Source organism: Bradyrhizobium sp. USDA 10063, assembly GCF_054063735.1.
The window spans coordinates 2140726-2157860 of the sequence record NZ_JBSSGP010000002.1; the positions used below are offsets into that span (position 1 = coordinate 2140726).

At 64.4% G+C, this 17135-nt stretch carries 12 protein-coding genes, 1 pseudogene and 1 riboswitch; of the genes and pseudogenes, 3 read left to right on the top strand and 10 right to left on the bottom strand.

Features of this window, described 5'->3' with window-relative positions; all coding sequences use genetic code 11:
* Nucleotides 1-2 precede the first annotated feature (2 nt).
* From ACVJGD_RS12550 to alaS, 8 genes and pseudogenes are all read right to left on the bottom strand, one after another.
* Complete coding sequence (locus ACVJGD_RS12550) at nucleotides 3-2366, bottom strand: ABC transporter permease (RefSeq protein ID WP_456634628.1); 2364 nt, start codon at nucleotides 2364-2366, stop codon at nucleotides 3-5.
* A 4-nt stretch (nucleotides 2367-2370) separates the two neighbouring features.
* On the bottom strand, nucleotides 2371-3078 hold the full coding sequence (locus ACVJGD_RS12555) for an ABC transporter ATP-binding protein (protein WP_456634629.1): 708 nt from the start codon (nucleotides 3076-3078) through the stop codon (nucleotides 2371-2373).
* A gap of 157 nt (nucleotides 3079-3235) precedes the next feature.
* On the bottom strand, nucleotides 3236-3718 hold the full coding sequence (locus tag ACVJGD_RS12560) for a hypothetical protein (protein ID WP_456634630.1): 483 nt from the start codon (nucleotides 3716-3718) through the stop codon (nucleotides 3236-3238).
* Nucleotides 3711-4385, bottom strand: coding sequence for a methyltransferase family protein (locus tag ACVJGD_RS12565; RefSeq protein ID WP_456634631.1), 675 nt, complete (start codon nucleotides 4383-4385; stop codon nucleotides 3711-3713). Before ACVJGD_RS12565 ends, ACVJGD_RS12560 begins: the two co-directional genes overlap by 8 nt.
* Nucleotides 4385-4641: pseudogene (locus tag ACVJGD_RS12570) on the bottom strand (DUF2933 domain-containing protein). Before ACVJGD_RS12570 ends, ACVJGD_RS12565 begins: the two are co-directional and overlap by 1 nt.
* 120 nt (nucleotides 4642-4761) lie before the next feature.
* Entirely contained in the window at nucleotides 4762-5265 is a 504-nt protein-coding gene (locus ACVJGD_RS12575; protein WP_456634632.1) for a Spy/CpxP family protein refolding chaperone, read from the bottom strand.
* 487 nt (nucleotides 5266-5752) lie between these two features.
* Nucleotides 5753-7012: a cyclic nucleotide-gated ion channel gene (locus ACVJGD_RS12580; RefSeq protein ID WP_456634633.1), complete on the bottom strand. Its 1260-nt coding sequence runs from the start codon at nucleotides 7010-7012 to the stop codon at nucleotides 5753-5755.
* Between the two features lie 6 nt (nucleotides 7013-7018).
* Complete coding sequence (gene alaS / locus ACVJGD_RS12585) at nucleotides 7019-9691, bottom strand: alanine--tRNA ligase (protein ID WP_456634634.1); 2673 nt, start codon at nucleotides 9689-9691, stop codon at nucleotides 7019-7021.
* Nucleotides 9692-9894: 203 nt separating this feature from the next.
* Nucleotides 9895-9980, top strand: a riboswitch (glycine riboswitch).
* Nucleotides 9981-10115: 135 nt separating this feature from the next.
* Here alaS and gcvT point away from each other — a divergent pair.
* The 3 genes from gcvT (at nucleotide 10116) to gcvP (ending at nucleotide 14664) form a co-directional block, all read left to right on the top strand.
* A complete protein-coding gene (gene gcvT / locus ACVJGD_RS12590; protein ID WP_456634635.1) occupies nucleotides 10116-11261 on the top strand; it encodes a glycine cleavage system aminomethyltransferase GcvT in 1146 nt (381 codons plus the stop codon).
* A gap of 9 nt (nucleotides 11262-11270) precedes the next feature.
* Nucleotides 11271-11636: a glycine cleavage system protein GcvH gene (gene gcvH, locus ACVJGD_RS12595; RefSeq protein ID WP_456634636.1), complete on the top strand. Its 366-nt coding sequence runs from the start codon at nucleotides 11271-11273 to the stop codon at nucleotides 11634-11636.
* 154 nt (nucleotides 11637-11790) lie between these two features.
* A complete protein-coding gene (gene gcvP / locus ACVJGD_RS12600; RefSeq protein WP_456634637.1) occupies nucleotides 11791-14664 on the top strand; it encodes an aminomethyl-transferring glycine dehydrogenase in 2874 nt (957 codons plus the stop codon).
* 132 nt (nucleotides 14665-14796) lie between these two features.
* Here the strand turns inward: gcvP and ACVJGD_RS12605 are convergent, their stop codons facing one another.
* Together ACVJGD_RS12605 and recA are read right to left on the bottom strand one after the other, a co-directional pair.
* Complete coding sequence (locus ACVJGD_RS12605) at nucleotides 14797-15783, bottom strand: hypothetical protein (protein ID WP_456634638.1); 987 nt, start codon at nucleotides 15781-15783, stop codon at nucleotides 14797-14799.
* Between the two features lie 105 nt (nucleotides 15784-15888).
* A complete protein-coding gene (gene recA / locus ACVJGD_RS12610; protein ID WP_456634639.1) occupies nucleotides 15889-16977 on the bottom strand; it encodes a recombinase RecA in 1089 nt (362 codons plus the stop codon).
* Nucleotides 16978-17135 lie beyond the last annotated feature (158 nt).

Below are 17135 nucleotides of genomic sequence, written 5' to 3' on the forward strand. Positions count from 1 at the left end.
GGCTAGTCTCGTGTCTTGAGGACCGCAACAAGGTCCAGGTTATCGATGCGTTCGCGGATAACCGCTGCGGAAGCGATAGCAGCCAACACCACCACGGACGCGGCGACGACGTAGGTCGAATGCTCGACGACGAGGCGGACGCGCATAAGTTCGCCGGCCAAATTTGTCTTCATGACCCATGCGAGCCCGTAGCCCATTACCCACCCAGGCGGCTGCGCGACGAGCGTCAGGATAGCGAGTTCAAGCAGGAGGATGCGCAAAACCTCGCCGCGCGTGAAGCCGAGGACGCGCAGGCTCGCCAGTTCCCGCGCCCGTTCGGATAGCGAAATCCGGGCGTTGTTGTAGACCACTCCGAACGCGATCACCGCAGCGAGGCCGGTGTAGATGCTCGCCATCGTGGTAACGAGCAGCGCGACGGTCTTGCGGAAGTTCGCGAGCGAGACACGCTGCAGCGCCACGCCGCTGATCGTCGGCATGGATTTCACGGACGCGTAGAATTCCTCCTTCCGGTTCTCGTCGAGGCTGAGGTTCACGCTGTTCACGACGGGCGCCTCGCGCATGAATTTATGAAGAGCGCCGATATCCATCATGCCCCTGATGCCGAAGTAGTCCTCGACGGTGGCCACGATCGGAATCGTCACGGTGCGTCGGGCACCCTCCAGCAGATCGACCTCGACGGTGTCGCCGGCCCCGACGCCGAGGATGTGGCCGAGCATGCTCGAGATCGCAAGACCCGTATCGGGAACTACGACCGGCCGAAGGCCGACGTCGATGATGCGCCTCAGATCGGCATCGGTGGGCCGGCCGCTGATCGTGATCCGTCGTTCGACGTTGCCATGGCGGATCCGCGCGGGCACCTCGCGGGACGGCTCGGCGGTGAGAACGCCGGGAAGCCGGTTTACTTGCGCCACGACGTTTTCGACCCGCTTCTCGACGAAGCCGATGGTCGCGTCCTGCCGATCGGCGAGAAAATAGGTTACGTCGATCAGTTGCTCCATCGTGTCCCGCGTGAACAGCGAGACGATCAGGATCGCGGTGGCCAGAGCCATGCCCAGTGCCGTGAACGTCGCCCTAAGGGGATGCCGCGCGATGTTGCGGATCATCATCAGCGTTGGCTGCGACGCGATCTGGTCGAGCTGGATGCTCGTCGGAAGCAGACGCCGGTAAACCGGAGGAGCAGGCGGCTGCATGGCGACGGCGGGCGGCAGCTTCACTACTTCGCGCAGAGCCCGTAACGCGCCGATCGCGGCGGCGGCCACGCTGAGCGCGCCGGCGGTAACATACAGATCCGGAGCTTTTGCGAAGACGAGGAACGGGAAGTGGAAGAAGTCGCCGAACAAGGCGGTGACACGCAATCCGAGCCACGTGCCGGCGATGCCTCCCACAATGGTTCCCACTGCGACGATTAGGGCGACGAACTTAAGGTAGTGCAGCACGATGCTGCGATCGGCGTAGCCCAAGGCTTTCAGCAGACCGATTTGCTCGCGCTCAAGCGCAACCAACCGAGTCAGGGTGAGATTGACCAGGAAGGCGGCGACCAGCAGAAAGATCGGCGGCAGCGTGCGGCTCATGTTGTTGAGCATATCGAGCTCATGATCGAGCCAGGCGTGCGAGGTCTGATCCTTCCGGCCGTGGGCCGCCTGCCCGCCGTAGGGATCGAGCAACGCGTCCAACCGCGAAACCACCTCCCGCTCCGAAGCGCCGGGTTGCAGCTTGATCGAGACCGCCGAGAAAGCGCCGTCGAGATCGTAGACCCCGGCGAGCGCCTTCTCGGACATCCAGACGATCCCGTAGCGGCGGTCGTCCGGCATCAGGTCGCCCGGTCCGACCGTGTAGACGAACTCAGGTGACAGAGCCGTTCCGACGATGACGAGTTCCTGCTTCTTCCCGTTCAGGATGGCCGAGAACCGCGCCCCCTCGGAGAAGCCGTGGGCTCGGGCGAACGGCCCGTTGACGACGACCTCTTCCGTCCGCCCGGGTTCGGGAAGGTGTCCCGAACGCATGTAGAGCCGATTGAGATGCGGCTCGCCATTGTCGGGCAGCGAAACGAACTGCCCGCTGGCCGGTTCGGAGAAGCCCGGGATGTCCAGCAGCGCCAGCTTGGCGATGCGCGTGTCGATGGCGGCAACGCCGGGGATCTCGGCGATCCTGTCGGCGAGCGCCTTGGGTGCGCGCTTCGCCTGAGCGAACACATCGCCGAAGCCGTAGCGTTCGTAGTACGCGATCCGCGTCTCTTCCAGGGAACGATGCGAGCCGACGGCGAGCACCATCGCGGCAACGCCGCCTCCGACGACCAACGCGACGGCGAGGATCTGCGCCCAGAGCCGCCTGACATCTCGAAACAGCTTGATATCGAGCGCAGTCATGTCGTCACCAGGTGAGCTCCGCCGCTTCCCGGCGGGTCTCGTTCTTCTGAATCCTGGAGATCCTGCCGTCCGCGAAGAACAGCACCCTATCGGCGACCTCCTGGATGCTGGCGTTGTGCGTGATAATGACGGTAGTTGTCCCGAGCTGCCGGTTGACCCCGAGCAGCGCCTCGATGACGCGAATGCCGGTCTTCGAGTCCAGCGCTCCGGTCGGCTCGTCGCAGAGCAGCACCGCCGGGCGTTTTGCGATCGCACGCGCAATGGCGACGCGCTGCTGCTCGCCGCCCGAAAGCTGAGCAGGAAAATTATGCATCCGCGCTTCAAGCCCGACCAGAGAGAGCGCCTCGTCAGGACGCATTGCGCGGTCGGAAATCTCGGTGACCAGCGCAACATTCTCATACGCGGTGAGGCTTGGCACGAGATTATAAAACTGGAACACGAACCCGATATATCTGCGGCGATAGTTTGTGAGCTCGCGGTCGTTGAGACGGGTCAGTTCCAAGTCCCCGAAGAAGAGCCTGCCGCTCGTCGGATGATCGAGCCCGCCCATGATGTTGAGCAGGGTCGTCTTACCGCTGCCGGAGGGACCGAGCAGTACAACCACTTCCCGCTCAGCGATCTCGAGATCGACATTGTTGAGCGCATGGACCTCAACCTCGCCGGAGACGTAGGTTTTGGTTAGGCCGGAGGCTATGAAGACCGGCTGTGTCATGGTGCCTACTTACCGCTGTCGGCGCCATTCCCTGTTGATCTAGATCACTCGCCGGCCCTAGAAGAAGGCGACAGAACCTGCCCGGCGATGGCGATCGCAGTCCATTTTCGGACTGTTCGCGAAGAGCGCCCATTGCAAAGCGGGGCTGCGATCTTCCTTACCGGCGATGGTCGTACTTGAATTGCAGAACGGCCGGCGCGGCAGCGCTTCGCTCGATCGTCAGCTTCACAGTGTAGAGATCAAATCCGGGCAGATCGACGAAGCCGCCGTAGGTCGTCGTGCCTGCGATCTGCATCGGTTCCAGTTTCTTCCTGTTGCCTGATAATCCGAGACCTGCCACTTCCGCAGTCACGGCGGCGTCTGAAACGCGCGCGCCACTTGCGGCATCGAACACGGCGGCGACAAGATGATATTCGTGCGGTCCCTTCGGAATGCCGCCGTGCATCGGCCGCTCCGAGGAGCTGCCCGCAGAGAGCCCCTTGACGATCTGAGCCGGAACGACGCCGAGATAGACGGTCACGCCGCCAGCCGTTTTCGATAGCTCGGTCTCCGCGGCAACAGCCGTGACGCTTGCGCCTGTCAAAGGAAGGCCAAACGCAAGCGAGGCAAGAAAAGCGACCAAAGCACGTCTGCTAGCCATGGCGGTAACCTCCGGTGGGCTCCTTGCGGAGCAGCCGGCTCAGCTTTGGAATAAAGCCGGGTACGTCGGCCGCATATCGCGCATAGGCATCGCCGAATGCGGACCGCGCATCACCCTCTTCGCTTCGCGCCAGCCGAACGTACATCGCAGTCAGCACCGGAAACATTGCCAAGGTCAGGATCGTCGGCCATTGCAACAGGAAGCCGAACATCACCAGGATGAAGCCGACATATTGCGGATGGCGCACATAGCTGTACGGCCCGGTCGTGGCGAGGCTCCGGGTCTGCTGCGCGTCATAGAGCACTCTCCAGGCCGCGGCGATCAGGATAAAGCCGCCGCCAATGAAGATGAAGCTCAGGATGTGGAACGGTCCGGCATGCGGATTGGCCTTCCAGCCGAACAGCATCTCCAGGAGGTGGCCGGCATCATGCGAGAACCAGTCGACGTCGGGGTAGCGTGACTGCAGCCAGCCCGAGAGAAAATAGATGGTCAGCGGAAAGCCGTACATCTCGACGAACAATGCCGCTAGAAACGCGCTGAAGGCGGAGAACGAGCGCCAGTCGCGCGCGGTCTGCGGCTTGGAGAAACTGTACGCGAAGAGGATGAAGACGGTGGAGTTGACGATCACCAGGCTCCAGAGCCCGTAAGCAGGTGCTGCATCGTGCATCACGCCCTCCTTTGGTCGTTCGGTTGACCATGGCCACTATGATGATCATGGCCGCCATGATGCATGAACAAATGCATCAGCGGGCAGGCGAGCAGCGGCAGCCAGACCAGGAGACCCAGCACATGGGCCCGGTGCTCGGTGAACAGCAATGCGAAGGCGATGGCCAGAAAGGCAAGGAGTACGATGCCCGCGCGCGCCTTCACGGAAGTCCCGGCCGCGCCGGTTCTCGATGCCTGACGTGATCCTGCATCGACATGGACAGCTCCCAACGTCCAAAAATCAGGTTAGAGCCGAACCGGCCGTACGGTGTTGATGCAAATCAACATTCACAGAGCCCCGCCAAGTGACGGGTCGCCAGGCGATCGACGCTTACGCCTCACCGCGCCGGCTTTGCCTCCGGCATCCGTCCCACTCCCATCGTCTGACCGCTCTGCATTCCCGCCATCATGGGCATCATGCCCAGATGTGGGGCGAGAAGCTCATCGGCAGACTTCTTCTGCTCGTCAGACAGGACGCCGACAAGAGCGGCAAGGGCTGCCTTGATCGCGCGGGTGCCGTCCAGGCGCGCGGCCAGCCATTTCTCTTGTTGCGTCAGGCGATCGACCAGGCTCGGCGCGCCGGCTTGAGACATCATCGATTTGCGCACTTCACCCAGCGTCTTGGCGTTGGTTTGCAGCGCCTCAGCAAAGCCGTTCCAGACAGAAGCCTGCGCATCCGTGATCTTGAGCTCGGTGCGCAGGAAAGCAATCCGGCCCTCGACGCGATCGACGGTCTCCATGCCACCCATTCCGTCGCCGCCCTGCCGCATCATGCCCATCGACTGCATCATGTCCATCATCGGCATCCTGCCGCCCATCATGTTCATCATGCCGCCGCCCATTCCTCCGCCTGGTCCGGGCCGGACCGCCGGCGGTGTTGTTTGGCTCGCCGCTGGCGTATCCTGATCAGGATGATGAGCCTGATGTTCGGCCGGCGATTGCGCCCAGCCTGAGGTGCTCAGGGTCGAAAGCAGGAGCGCAGTAGAAAGCGCAAAGCGTCGCATCGTATCCTCCTTATAAAACTCCCTTCGCAAGAGTGTCGTGTCCTGGCGAATGCTATTTGATGGAGGTCAAAGTCGATCGGAATCAAATCGAAGCTTTTGCGGCGCAACATTGTCCCGCACCACACGGGAGAGAAGAAGTAGATGGCTGCCGGACGCCACCGAGTATGAAGCACTGAGTATCCGCTGCCCTGTGCCTCGCAGATCTGTTGCAAGGTAAACCGGACCGGGTACAGCGCAACGCACGACTTCCGCTTTTGGCGATCGCGTCGATATTGGCATGTCTGCGCTTGCGCCGCTCTTCAGGACTCAGCGGGCATGAACCAATTTATGAATGCCCGGCCCGATCGTCGTTTCCGCCGCCGCTCTCGGCCGGCTCCGCCTGCGCGATCTCGGCTGCGGCGATATCCCCCTTGCTGACCTCGACCGTGTCGGCAAGCCGCGCTTCCGCCGTCTGCCTCACATGCGCCGCGAGCGCGGGCAGGCGCTCGATCAAAGCGTGAAAGTCCTGCGCATCCAACGCCAGCAGTCTGGTCTTGCGTGTCGCCGTCACGGTGCCGGAGCGGCTGGTGCGCTTGAGCAGCGCGATCTCGCCGAAGAAGGTGCCGTCGGACAGCCTGACCCGCTGGGTCGGCAATTCGATCTCCACCTCGCCTGCGGTGATGAAATACATCGAGGAGGCGACGTCGCCGCGGCGGACCAGCACCTCGCCCTGCTCGATGGTCTGCGCGCGCAACAGCCGCATGATATCGGCGATCTCGGCGGCGCCGAGATGGGAGAACAGCGGCACCCGCGCCAGCATGCCCCAGGTGACGACGAAATCGCGCCGGCGCACCTCGTCGGCGAAGGCGGTGGAGACGATCGCGACCGGCAGCGCGATCATGGCAAAGCCGACCACGATCGCGAACACCGTGACGATCTTGCCGAGCGGCGTCACCGGGATCACGTCGCCATAGCCGACGGTGCCGAGGGTGACGATCGCCCACCACATCGCCTGCGGGATGGTGCCGAACTTGTCCGGCTGGACCTTGTGTTCGATGGCATAGAGCAGTGAAGCAAACAGCAGCACCGCGCCGGCGAGGATCACCACGCAGCCGACCAGCGTGCGCCGCTCGGCATGCAGAGCCGCGAGCAGCGAGCGCATCGCCGGCGAGTAGCGCACGAGCTTGAAGAATGGCAGCATGCCGGACAGCACCACCGCGGTCTTGTCGCCGTGCATCAGCGCGATCGCCGATGGCAGGAAGGCGATGAGGTCGATGATGCCGAAGCTCGAGAACACATATTCGAACCGCGCCCGCGCGGCCGTCGTGGCGTGCAGGGAGTGGCCGGCCGCGCTCCAGATCCGCACCGCATATTCCAGCGCGAAGACGATGACCGCGGCGACTTCGATGATCGTGAACAGCGTCCCGAACGAGGCATCGAGCTCCGGCACCGACGCCAGGACCGCCGCCAGCACAGAAATCGCGATGATGAGGACGAGCAGCCGGACCAGGCGCGAGCCCGGCGTGTAAGGCAGATGATCGTGTTCAAGCAGCTCGTAAAGCCGGTCCCGCAACTCTGGGGCACCGGTCACGCGCTTGCCGGGCATGGCCGCTTACACGCCGGCGAGCGCTTGCTCGATCGCCGAGAGCGCCGCATTGGCCTTGGCGCCATCGGGACCGCCGGCCTGCGCCATGTCGGGCCGGCCGCCGCCGCCCTTGCCGCCGAGCGCCTCCGATCCCTTGCGCACCAGATCGACCGCGTTGAAGCGCGAGGTGAGATCGGCGGTGACGCCGACCACGATGCCGGCCTTGCCGTCCTCGGTGACGCCGACGATCGCGACCACGCCGGAACCGATCTGCTTCTTGCCGTCGTCGACCAGGCTCTTGAGGTCCTTGGTCTCGACGCCCTCGACGGCGCGCGCCAGCAGCTTGATGTTGCCGACCTCGCGCACGCCTGCGCCGCCGCCGTTCGACGCGGCGCCGCCGCCCATCGCAAGCTTCTTGCGCGCATCCGACAGGTCGCGCTCGAGCTTCTTGCGCTCCTCCATCAGCGAAGCGATGCGCACCGGCACGTCGTCGATCGACGTCCTCAGCTCCTGCGCCGCGGTCTTAGCCAGCGCGATGGTGTCGTTGGCGTGCTTGCGGGCATAGCTGCCGGTCAGTGCCTCGATGCGGCGGACGCCGGAGGCGACCGCGCTTTCGCTGGTCACCGAGATCAGGCCGATGTCGCCGGTGCGCCGCACATGGGTGCCGCCGCACAATTCCACCGACCAGCCGAGCGCGTTCTGGCCTTCCTCGCGCGGGCCCTTGCCCATCGAGACCACGCGGACCTCGTCGCCATACTTTTCGCCGAACAGCGCGCGGGCGCCGGCTTCGCGGGCGTCATCGACCGCCATGATGCGGGTGGTGACCTCGTCATTCTCCAGCACCACGTCGTTGGCGATGTCCTCGACCCGGGCGAGTTCCTCAGCCGTGATCGGCTTCGGGTGCACGAAGTCGAAGCGCAGCCGGTCCGGCGCGACCAGCGAGCCGCGCTGGGCGATGTGATCGCCGAGCACCTGCCGCAGCGCCTCATGCAGCAGGTGGGTCGCGGAATGGTTGCGCCGAATAGCAGAACGCCTGCCGTGATCGACGTCGAGCTGCAGCGCGGTGCCCGCCTTCAGCGTGCCCTGCTCCACCTTGCCGATGTGGACGAAGAGATCGCCGGCCTTCTTCTGGGTATCGGTGACACGGAACTTCACGCCCTCACCGATGAGCACGCCGGTATCGCCGACCTGACCGCCGGACTCCGCATAGAACGGCGTCTGGTTCAGCACCACCGCACCACTCTCGCCGGCCTTCAGGCCGTCGACCTCCTGGCCGTCCTTCACCAGCGCCGCGACCACGCCTTCGGCACGCTCGGTCTCATAGCCGAGGAACTCAGTCGCGCCGAGCTTCTCGCGCAGCGGGAACCAGACGCTCTCGGTCGCAGCCTCGCCGCTTCCCGCCCACGCCGCACGCGCCTTCTCGCGCTGGCGCTCCATCGCATCGGTGAACGAGGCCTGATCGACGCTGATGCCGCGCGACTTCAGCGCGTCCTGGGTGAGGTCGAGCGGGAAACCATAGGTGTCGTAGAGCGTGAAGGCGGTGTCGCCATCGAACATGTCGCCCTTCTTCAGGCCGGCGCTCTTCTCGTCCAGAATGGCAAGACCACGCTCCAAGGTCTTGCGGAAGCGGGTCTCTTCCAGCCGCAGCGTTTCTTCAATCAGTTTCTCAGCGCGCACCAGTTCCGGATAGGCCTGGCCCATCTCGCGCACCAGCGCCCAGACCAGGCGATGCATCAGCGGCTCGCGCGCGCCGAGGAGCTGCGCGTGGCGCATCGCGCGCCGCATGATCCGGCGCAGCACATAACCGCGGCCCTCGTTGGAGGGCAGCACGCCATCGGCGATCAGGAACGAGGAGGCGCGCAGGTGGTCGGCGATCACGCGCAGCGACGCCTTCTGCTCGCCTTTGGGGTTGGTGCCGGTGAGATCGGCGATGGTGCGGATCAGCGAGACGAACAGGTCGATGTCGTAATTGTCGTGGACGCCCTGCAGCACGGCGGCGACGCGCTCCAGCCCCGCGCCGGTGTCGATCGAGGGCCTCGGCAGTGGATTGCGCGCGCCGCCCTCGAGCTGCTCGAACTGCATGAACACGAGATTCCAGATCTCGATGAAGCGGTCGCCGTCCTGCTCCGCCGAACCGGGCGGGCCGCCCCAGATCTTGTCGCCATGGTCGTAGAAGATTTCCGAGCACGGGCCGCAGGGGCCGGTGTCGCCCATCTGCCAGAAGTTGTCGGAACCGGCGATGCGGATGATGCGCGACTCCGGCAGGCCGGCGATCTTCTTCCAGAGATCAAAGGCCTCGTCGTCGTCGACATAGACGGTCGCCGTCAGCTTGTCCTTGGGCAGGCCGAATTCCTTGGTGACCAGGTTCCAGGCCAGCTCGATCGCGCGATCCTTGAAGTAATCGCCGAAGGAGAAGTTGCCGAGCATCTCGAAGAAGGTGTGATGGCGCGCGGTGTAGCCGACATTGTCGAGGTCGTTGTGCTTGCCGCCGGCGCGCACGCATTTCTGCGAGGTGGTGGCGCGCTGGTACGGCCGCTTCTCGACCCCGGTGAAGACGTTCTTGAACTGCACCATGCCGGCATTGGTGAACATCAACGTCGGGTCGTTGCGCGGAACCAGCGGCGACGACGGCACGATCTCGTGGCCGTTCTTCGCGAAGAAATTCAGAAAGGTCGACCTGATGTCGTTGACGCTGCTCATAGCCATCCAACCGGAAAAGGGGCCCGGAATCCGCCACAAAAGGGTTAATCTTCCGGCCGAACGCTTTTAGACAAGGCGCACGGCGGTGTCCAGAAACTGTGCAAGCACATCATAGGGTTGCCGCGGTCGCGTAAAGGGCCGTTGATAGTTGCCGCGGCTGCGTTGACAGCCTTGGCCGCGCCGTGTTTCCCTCTTATCTATACATCGTCACGTCGGGAGAGACCGGCCTAGCCGGCGCCGAAGGAGCAACCGCCCCGGAAACTCTCAGGCAAAAGGACCGCGTGACCACTGACATCTGGAAAGAGGCGCTGATGGCTTCAAGCCGGCCGCGCCCGCCGACGGGATAATACTCTCAGGCAAAGCGACAGATGGGGCTTTTGGGTTTCCAGGGGATGGTCCCCAGGGGAACCGCGAGGGCCCTGTAATGCTTGCGCGAGACCAATCCGAGCTCAAACGCACTCCCCTCCACGCGCTGCACCTTGCCCGCGGCGGCAAGATGGTGCCGTTCGCGGGCTATGACATGCCCGTGCAATATCCGGCGGGCGTCCTGAAGGAGCACCTTCATACGCGCAGCCACGCCGGCCTGTTCGACGTCTCCCATATGGGCCAGATCGCGCTCTGGCCGAAATCCGGCGAGGTCTCCGACGCGGCGCTGGCGCTGGAGCGGCTGGTGCCGCAGGACATCCTGGGCATCGCGCCGGGACGGCAGCGCTACGCCCAGTTCACCAATTCCGATGGCGGCATCCTCGATGACCTCATGGTCGCGAATTTCGGCGATCACCTGTTCCTGGTGGTGAATGCGGCCTGCAAGGCCGAGGACGAGGCGCATCTCCGACAGCTTTTATCTGATGCCTGCGACATCGATTCGCTGGAAGGCCGCGCGCTGGTCGCGCTGCAGGGGCCGAAGGCCGAATCGGCGCTGGCGGAAATTTGTGCAGACGCGCCGGCGATGAAGTTCATGGACGCCGGCCCGCGCCGCGTCGCTGAATTCGACTGCTTCGTCTCCCGCTCCGGCTATACCGGCGAGGACGGTTTTGAGATCTCCGTTCCGGCGGCGCAGGCCGAAGCGCTGGTGACCCGGCTCCTGGATAATCCGGACGTGCTGCCGATCGGGCTTGGCGCGCGCGACAGCCTCCGGCTGGAGGCCGGGCTCTGCCTCTACGGCCACGACATCGACACCACGACAACGCCGGTCGAAGCCGCGCTGGAATGGTCGGTCCAGAAGAGCCGCCGCAAGGGCGGCGCGCGGCCTGCCGGCTTTCCGGGCGCGGACAAGATCCTCGGCCAGTTCGAGCATGGCGCGCCGCGCCGCCGCGTCGGGTTGAAGGCGCAGGGACGCGCCCCGGTGCGCGAGGGCGCGCCGCTGTTTGCCGACGCTGATACGGGCGAGGCGATCGGCAAGGTCACCTCCGGCGGCTTTGGCCCGAGCCTCAATGCGCCTGTCGCGATGGGCTATTTGCCCACCTCGCTCTCCGGCATCGGCACTACCGTTTTTGCCGAGGTGCGCGGCCAGCGCCTGCCGCTTGCGGTCGCCGCCACGCCTTTCGTTCCCAACACCTATAAACGCTGAGGAAGTTTCATGACGACGCTCTACACGTCCGACCACGAATGGCTCCGCATCGAGGGCGATGTCGCCACCATCGGGATCACCGACTACGCGCAGACGCAACTCGGCGACGTCGTGTTCGTCGAGCTGCCGAAGATCGGGCGCACGCTGAAGAAGGCGGAAGCCGCCGCCGTCGTCGAATCCGTGAAGGCGGCCTCCGACGTCTACGCGCCGATCTCGGGCGAAGTGCTCGAGGTCAATGACGCCCTTGCCGCCGAGCCGGCGCTGGTCAATTCGGATGCCGCCGGCAAGGCCTGGTTCTTCAAGATGAAGGTCGCCGACAAGGGCGAGCTCGGCGGCCTGATGGACGAAGCCGCCTACAAAGCCCACACCGCGTGAGATGATGATGAGGCCCTTCGCAACATACTCGCTGTCATCGTCCGCGAAGGCGGACGATCCAGTACGCCGCGACGTCTCGGCTCAATCACTGATGCCAGTGAATACTGGATGCCCCGCCTTCGCGGGGCATGACGGGGAATAGAGAGGAATGAACATGAACGCGCCGTTCAAACCGACCAGTGAAGCTGCCGCCACCTTCGTGCGCCGCCACATCGGCCCCTCCCCGCGCGATATCGACGCGATGCTGGAGACGGTCGGCGCGAAAGACCTTGCCGCGCTGATGGGCGAGACGCTGCCTTCTTCGATCCGGCAGAAGGCGCCGCTCGATCTCGGCCGCGCGCTGAGCGAGACCGAGGCGCTGGCCCACATGAACGAGCTCGCCGCGCAGAACCAGGTGTTCACCTCGCTGATCGGCCAAGGCTATTCCGGCACGATTTTGCCCGCGGTGATCCAGCGCAACATCCTGGAAAATCCGGCCTGGTACACGGCGTATACGCCCTATCAGCCCGAGATCAGCCAGGGCCGGCTGGAGGCGCTGTTCAACTTCCAGACCATGATCTGCGACCTGACCGGGCTCGACATCGCCAACGCCTCGCTGCTCGACGAGGCGACGGCGGCAGCGGAAGCGATGGCACTGGCCGAGCGGCACTCGCAGGTGAAGGCGCAGGCATTCTTCGTCGATCACGAAGTCCATCCGCAGACGCTCGCGGTGCTGCGCACCCGGGCCGAGCCGCTGGGCTGGAGCCTGATCGTCGGCGACCCCCTCACCGATCTCGACAAGGCCGACGTGCTCGGTGCCCTCCTGCAATATCCGGCCACGTCGGGCGCGGTGCGCGACCTGCGGCCCGCGATCACGGCGCTGCGTGCCAAGGGCGCGCTCGCGATCGTCGCCGCCGACCTCTTGGCGCTGACGCTGCTGGCCTCGCCGGGCGAACTCGGCGCCGACATCGCCATCGGCTCGGCGCAGCGCTTTGGCGTGCCGATGGGCTATGGCGGCCCGCATGCCGCCTACATGGCGGTGCGCGATGCGCTGAAGCGCTCGCTGCCCGGCCGCATCGTCGGGCTCTCCGTGGATTCGCGCGGGCTGCCGGCCTACCGGCTGGCGCTGCAGACCCGCGAGCAGCATATCCGCCGCGAGAAGGCGACCTCGAACATCTGCACCGCGCAGGTGCTGCTCGCCGTGATCGCCTCGATGTATGCGGTCTATCACGGCCCCGAAGGCCTTACTCATATCGCGCGCAACGTGCATCGCCGCGCCGCCGTGCTGGCGGCGGGATTGCGCAAGCTCGGCTTCGCGCCCACGAGCGAGGCGTTCTTCGACACGCTGACCGTCGAGGCTGGCGCGAAGCAAAGCGAGATCGTGGCCCGCGCGCTCGCGGAGAAGATCAATCTGCGGATTGGCCAAGGTACGCTCGGCATCGCCGTCGACGAGACCACGACGCCTGAGATCATCGAGGCGGTGTGGCGCACATTCGGCGGCAACCTTGCCTATGCCGACGTCGAGGCCGGTGCGCGCGAGGCGCTGCCGACGGAATTGAAGCGCACGACCGCGTTCCTGACCCATCGGGTGTTCCATGCGCACCGCTCCGAGACCGAGCTGCTCCGCTACATGCGCAAGCTCAGTGATCGCGACCTCGCGCTCGACCGTGCGATGATCCCGCTCGGCTCCTGCACCATGAAGCTGAACGCGACCACGGAGATGGTGCCGCTGACCTGGCCCGCCTTCGGCAATCTGCATCCGTTCGCGCCGGCAGATCAGGCCAAGGGCTATCACGCGCTGTTTGCGCGCTTGGAGAAATGGCTGTGCGACATCACCGGCTATGACGCGGTGTCGCTGCAGCCGAATTCAGGGGCGCAGGGCGAGTATGCCGGCCTGCTCGCGATCCGCGGCTATCATGCCGCGCGCGGCGAGGCCCATCGCAGGATCTGCCTGATCCCCTCCTCCGCCCACGGCACCAATCCGGCTTCCGCCGCGATGGCCGGCATGGAGGTCGTGGTGGTCGCCTGCGATGCGCGCGGCGACGTCGATGTCAATGATCTCCGCGCCAAGGCGGAGAAGCATTCGGCAAATCTTGCAGCCGTGATGATCACCTATCCCTCGACGCATGGCGTGTTCGAGGAGCACATCAGCGAGATCTGCGACATCGTGCATCAGCATGGCGGGCAGGTCTATCTCGACGGCGCCAACCTGAATGCGCAGGTCGGATTGTCGCGGCCTGGCGACTATGGCGCCGACGTCAGCCATCTCAACCTGCACAAGACGTTCTGCATTCCGCATGGCGGCGGCGGCCCTGGCATGGGCCCGATCGGCGTGCGGGCGCATCTGGCCCCTTATCTGCCCGGCCATCCCGCAACCGACGGCGGAACGCCGCACCCGATCGGGCCGGTGTCGGCGGCGCCGTTCGGCTCGGCGTCGATCCTGACCATCTCCTACATCTACATCCTGATGATGGGCGGCGAAGGCCTGACACGTGCCACCGAGATCGCGATCCTCAATGCCAACTACATCGCCGCACGTTTGCACCCGCATTTCCCGGTGCTGTACCGCAACGCCAAGGGCCGCGTCGCCCATGAATGCATCGTCGATCCGCGGCCGCTGAAGACTTCGGCCGGCGTCACCGTCGACGACATTGCAAAGCGCCTGATCGATTACGGCTTCCACGCGCCGACCATGAGCTTCCCGGTGCCGGGCACGCTGATGATCGAGCCGACGGAATCGGAATCCAAGGCCGAGCTGGATCGTTTTTGTGATGCCATGATCGCGATCCGCCAGGAGATCGCCGAGATCGAAGGCGGCCGCTTCAAGGTCGAAGCCTCGCCGCTCCGCTACGCTCCGCACACCGTGCACGACATCGCCGACGACGGGTGGAATCGCGCCTACAGCCGCGCCGAGGGCTGTTTCCCGGACGGGGTCTCGCGCACGGACAAATACTGGAGCCCGGTCGGCCGCGTCGACAACGCCTACGGCGACCGCAATTTGGTGTGCTCCTGCCCGCCGGTGAGCGATTACGCGCAGGCTGCGGAGTGATGTTAGTTCGTCATGCCCGGGCTTGACCCGGGCATCCATCCCAAAAGAGTCTTTGGAAGAAGGATGGCTTGCCGGGTCGAGCCCGGCAATGACAGTTGAGTAGGTAGACGAAACCCATCCTACTCGCCGTCTCTAAGGCGCGATCAGCCCAGGACTCCAGCGCCAGAGGTTATCGTTCGTCAAATGCGTGCCGCCCCACCAGCGGTCGATCGGGTTGTGGCGGCTGAAATCTTCCTTGTGGCCGACGACGGCCTTGCCGAAATCTGTCAGCGACAGCCGGCTTCGTAAGAGAGCCGTGTGCCGGTCCCGCAGGTTATCCCGCCCGATCGTCCGTAGTTCCTCGTCGAGTCCCGCGACCGCAGGAGTCGGGCCAAGCCCAAGCCCGTCAAGCAGGTAGCCGTGCTGCCACTCGTCGAAGACGTGCGTCTGGCGAAGCTGCCGGAAGTGGAAAAGCGGATTGACGTTCGCATAGCCCCTTGAGATCAGCTCCAGCATCCGCATTTCCGTCGCACCCAGCCCGGTCGAAGCCGAGGGAAGCTCTTCCAGGAGATCGAGCAGGACAGGCTTGAGCGACGGCAGAGCACTCAAGTCCTTGCGGAGCAGACCGAAGCAGGCTTCCGGCGTCGGCGCCCGATAGGCCTGCCATGCGGCGCTTGCCGTTGCGAGTTCCTTCTCGGTGACATCGATGGCGGGCGGTCGCCACTTGTGAAAACCGCCCGGATGAAGCCCGATCATCTCAAGGTCAACAAGGCGCAGCCTCAATCTGGCGACGGTTTCGGGATAGGAGCTGAAGTAATCGAGCAGCCAGACCAGTTGCAGTTGGGCGTCCGGGCGTACGTCGTACCATAGCTCCACGCTCTCGTATTGCTGGCAGAACTCGGCCAAGCCGAGATCCCTGTGGCGCTTGTTTTCGCTACGCGACCACCGGGTCGCAAAATCCGACCAGTGAGTCCCTTGCTTTTGGCCGGACGTGCGGGGACCAAGATGGGCTGCCAGCTCTTCTGGAGACGGTAACGGTCCCCACGTGAAGCGATAGAAGAAATCAACAGCGAGATCGGCGAAATCAGATTTAATAAACTCCGGGATCAACCAGCCCGTCAGGACCAGGGGCTTCATCATTCTCTCCGGCAATCACCCAAACCAAAACAAAACGGGCGCCGAAGACGTCGGCAACTCAACGTCCTCAGCGCCCGCTTCCCGCGAAGAAATCGGATATCTCGAAACTTACTCTTCCGCCGGCTCCTCACCGTCGGCGTCGCGCTCGGGTGTGCCGGCGAGGATCTGCTCGGCGATCAGGCCGGAGTTCTGCCGGATCGCGAGCTCGATCTTGCTGGTGATGTCGGGGTTGGAGCGGAGGAACGCCTTGGAGTTCTCACGGCCCTGCCCGAGCCGCTGGCTGTCATAGGAGAACCAGGCACCGGACTTCTCGACGATACCGGCCTTGACGCCGAGGTCGAGGATCTCGCCCATCTTGGAGACGCCCTCGCCATACATGATGTCGAACTCGACCTGCTTGAAGGGCGGCGCCAGCTTGTTCTTGACCACCTTCACGCGCGTGGTGTTGCCGACCACCTCGTCGCGCTCCTTGATCGCGCCGATGCGGCGGATGTCGAGGCGGACGGAGGCGTAAAACTTCAGTGCGTTGCCGCCGGTGGTCGTCTCCGGCGAGCCGTACATCACGCCGATCTTCATGCGGATCTGGTTGATGAAGATCACCATGGTGTTGGACTTGTTGATGGAGGCGGTGAGCTTGCGCAGCGCCTGACTCATCAAGCGCGCCTGCAGGCCGGGCAGCGCATCACCCATCTCGCCTTCGAGCTCGGCCTTCGGCACCAGCGCCGCTACCGAATCGACCACCAGCACGTCGACCGCACCCGAACGCACCAGCGTGTCGCAGATCTCCAGCGCCTGCTCGCCGGTATCGGGCTGCGAAATCAGGAGCTCGTCGATATTGACGCCGACCTTGCGCGCATAGACCGGGTCGAGCGCGTGTTCGGCGTCGATGAAAGCACAGATGCCGCCCTTCTTCTGCGCTTCCGCGACCGTATGCAGCGCCAGCGTTGTCTTGCCCGAAGATTCCGGTCCGTAGATCTCGACGATGCGTCCCTTCGGCAGGCCGCCGACGCCAAGCGCGATGTCGAGCCCGAGCGACCCCGACGATACCGTCTCGATATCCATCGAGCGATCGTTCTTGCCAAGCTTCATCACCGAGCCCTTGCCGAACTGGCGCTCGATCTGGGAGAGCGCGGCAGACAGAGCCTTGGACTTATCCATGGAGGATCCTTCGACGATACGCAGGGCAGTGGCGGACATTGGATGTGCTCCTTATGACGGGGATTCGCTAGCGGGAAATACGGGGGCCGATGAGGATTCGATGGCTATTGCGTTGAAAGCCTGTACCATCTTTGTTCCATGTTCGCAATATGTTCTTTTCGTTAACCCAGGGCGCCCCACCCCGGGGCTCCGCCGCC

Coding starts and splice junctions, on each gene's coding strand:
- ACVJGD_RS12580 (WP_456634633.1), bottom strand. CDS start 7,012: ATGCCCGGCAAGCGCGTGACCGGTGCCCCAGAGTTGCGGGACCGGCTT.
- ACVJGD_RS12565 (WP_456634631.1), bottom strand. CDS start 4,385: ATGCACGATGCAGCACCTGCTTACGGGCTCTGGAGCCTGGTGATCGTC.
- ACVJGD_RS12575 (WP_456634632.1), bottom strand. CDS start 5,265: ATGGGCGGCGGCATGATGAACATGATGGGCGGCAGGATGCCGATGATG.
- alaS (WP_456634634.1), bottom strand. CDS start 9,691: ATGAGCAGCGTCAACGACATCAGGTCGACCTTTCTGAATTTCTTCGCG.
- ACVJGD_RS12550 (WP_456634628.1), bottom strand. CDS start 2,366: ATGACTGCGCTCGATATCAAGCTGTTTCGAGATGTCAGGCGGCTCTGG.
- ACVJGD_RS12555 (WP_456634629.1), bottom strand. CDS start 3,078: ATGACACAGCCGGTCTTCATAGCCTCCGGCCTAACCAAAACCTACGTC.
- ACVJGD_RS12605 (WP_456634638.1), bottom strand. CDS start 15,783: ATGATGAAGCCCCTGGTCCTGACGGGCTGGTTGATCCCGGAGTTTATT.
- recA (WP_456634639.1), bottom strand. CDS start 16,977: ATGTCCGCCACTGCCCTGCGTATCGTCGAAGGATCCTCCATGGATAAG.
- gcvP (WP_456634637.1), top strand. CDS start 11,791: ATGAACGCGCCGTTCAAACCGACCAGTGAAGCTGCCGCCACCTTCGTG.
- gcvH (WP_456634636.1), top strand. CDS start 11,271: ATGACGACGCTCTACACGTCCGACCACGAATGGCTCCGCATCGAGGGC.
- gcvT (WP_456634635.1), top strand. CDS start 10,116: ATGCTTGCGCGAGACCAATCCGAGCTCAAACGCACTCCCCTCCACGCG.
- ACVJGD_RS12560 (WP_456634630.1), bottom strand. CDS start 3,718: ATGGCTAGCAGACGTGCTTTGGTCGCTTTTCTTGCCTCGCTTGCGTTT.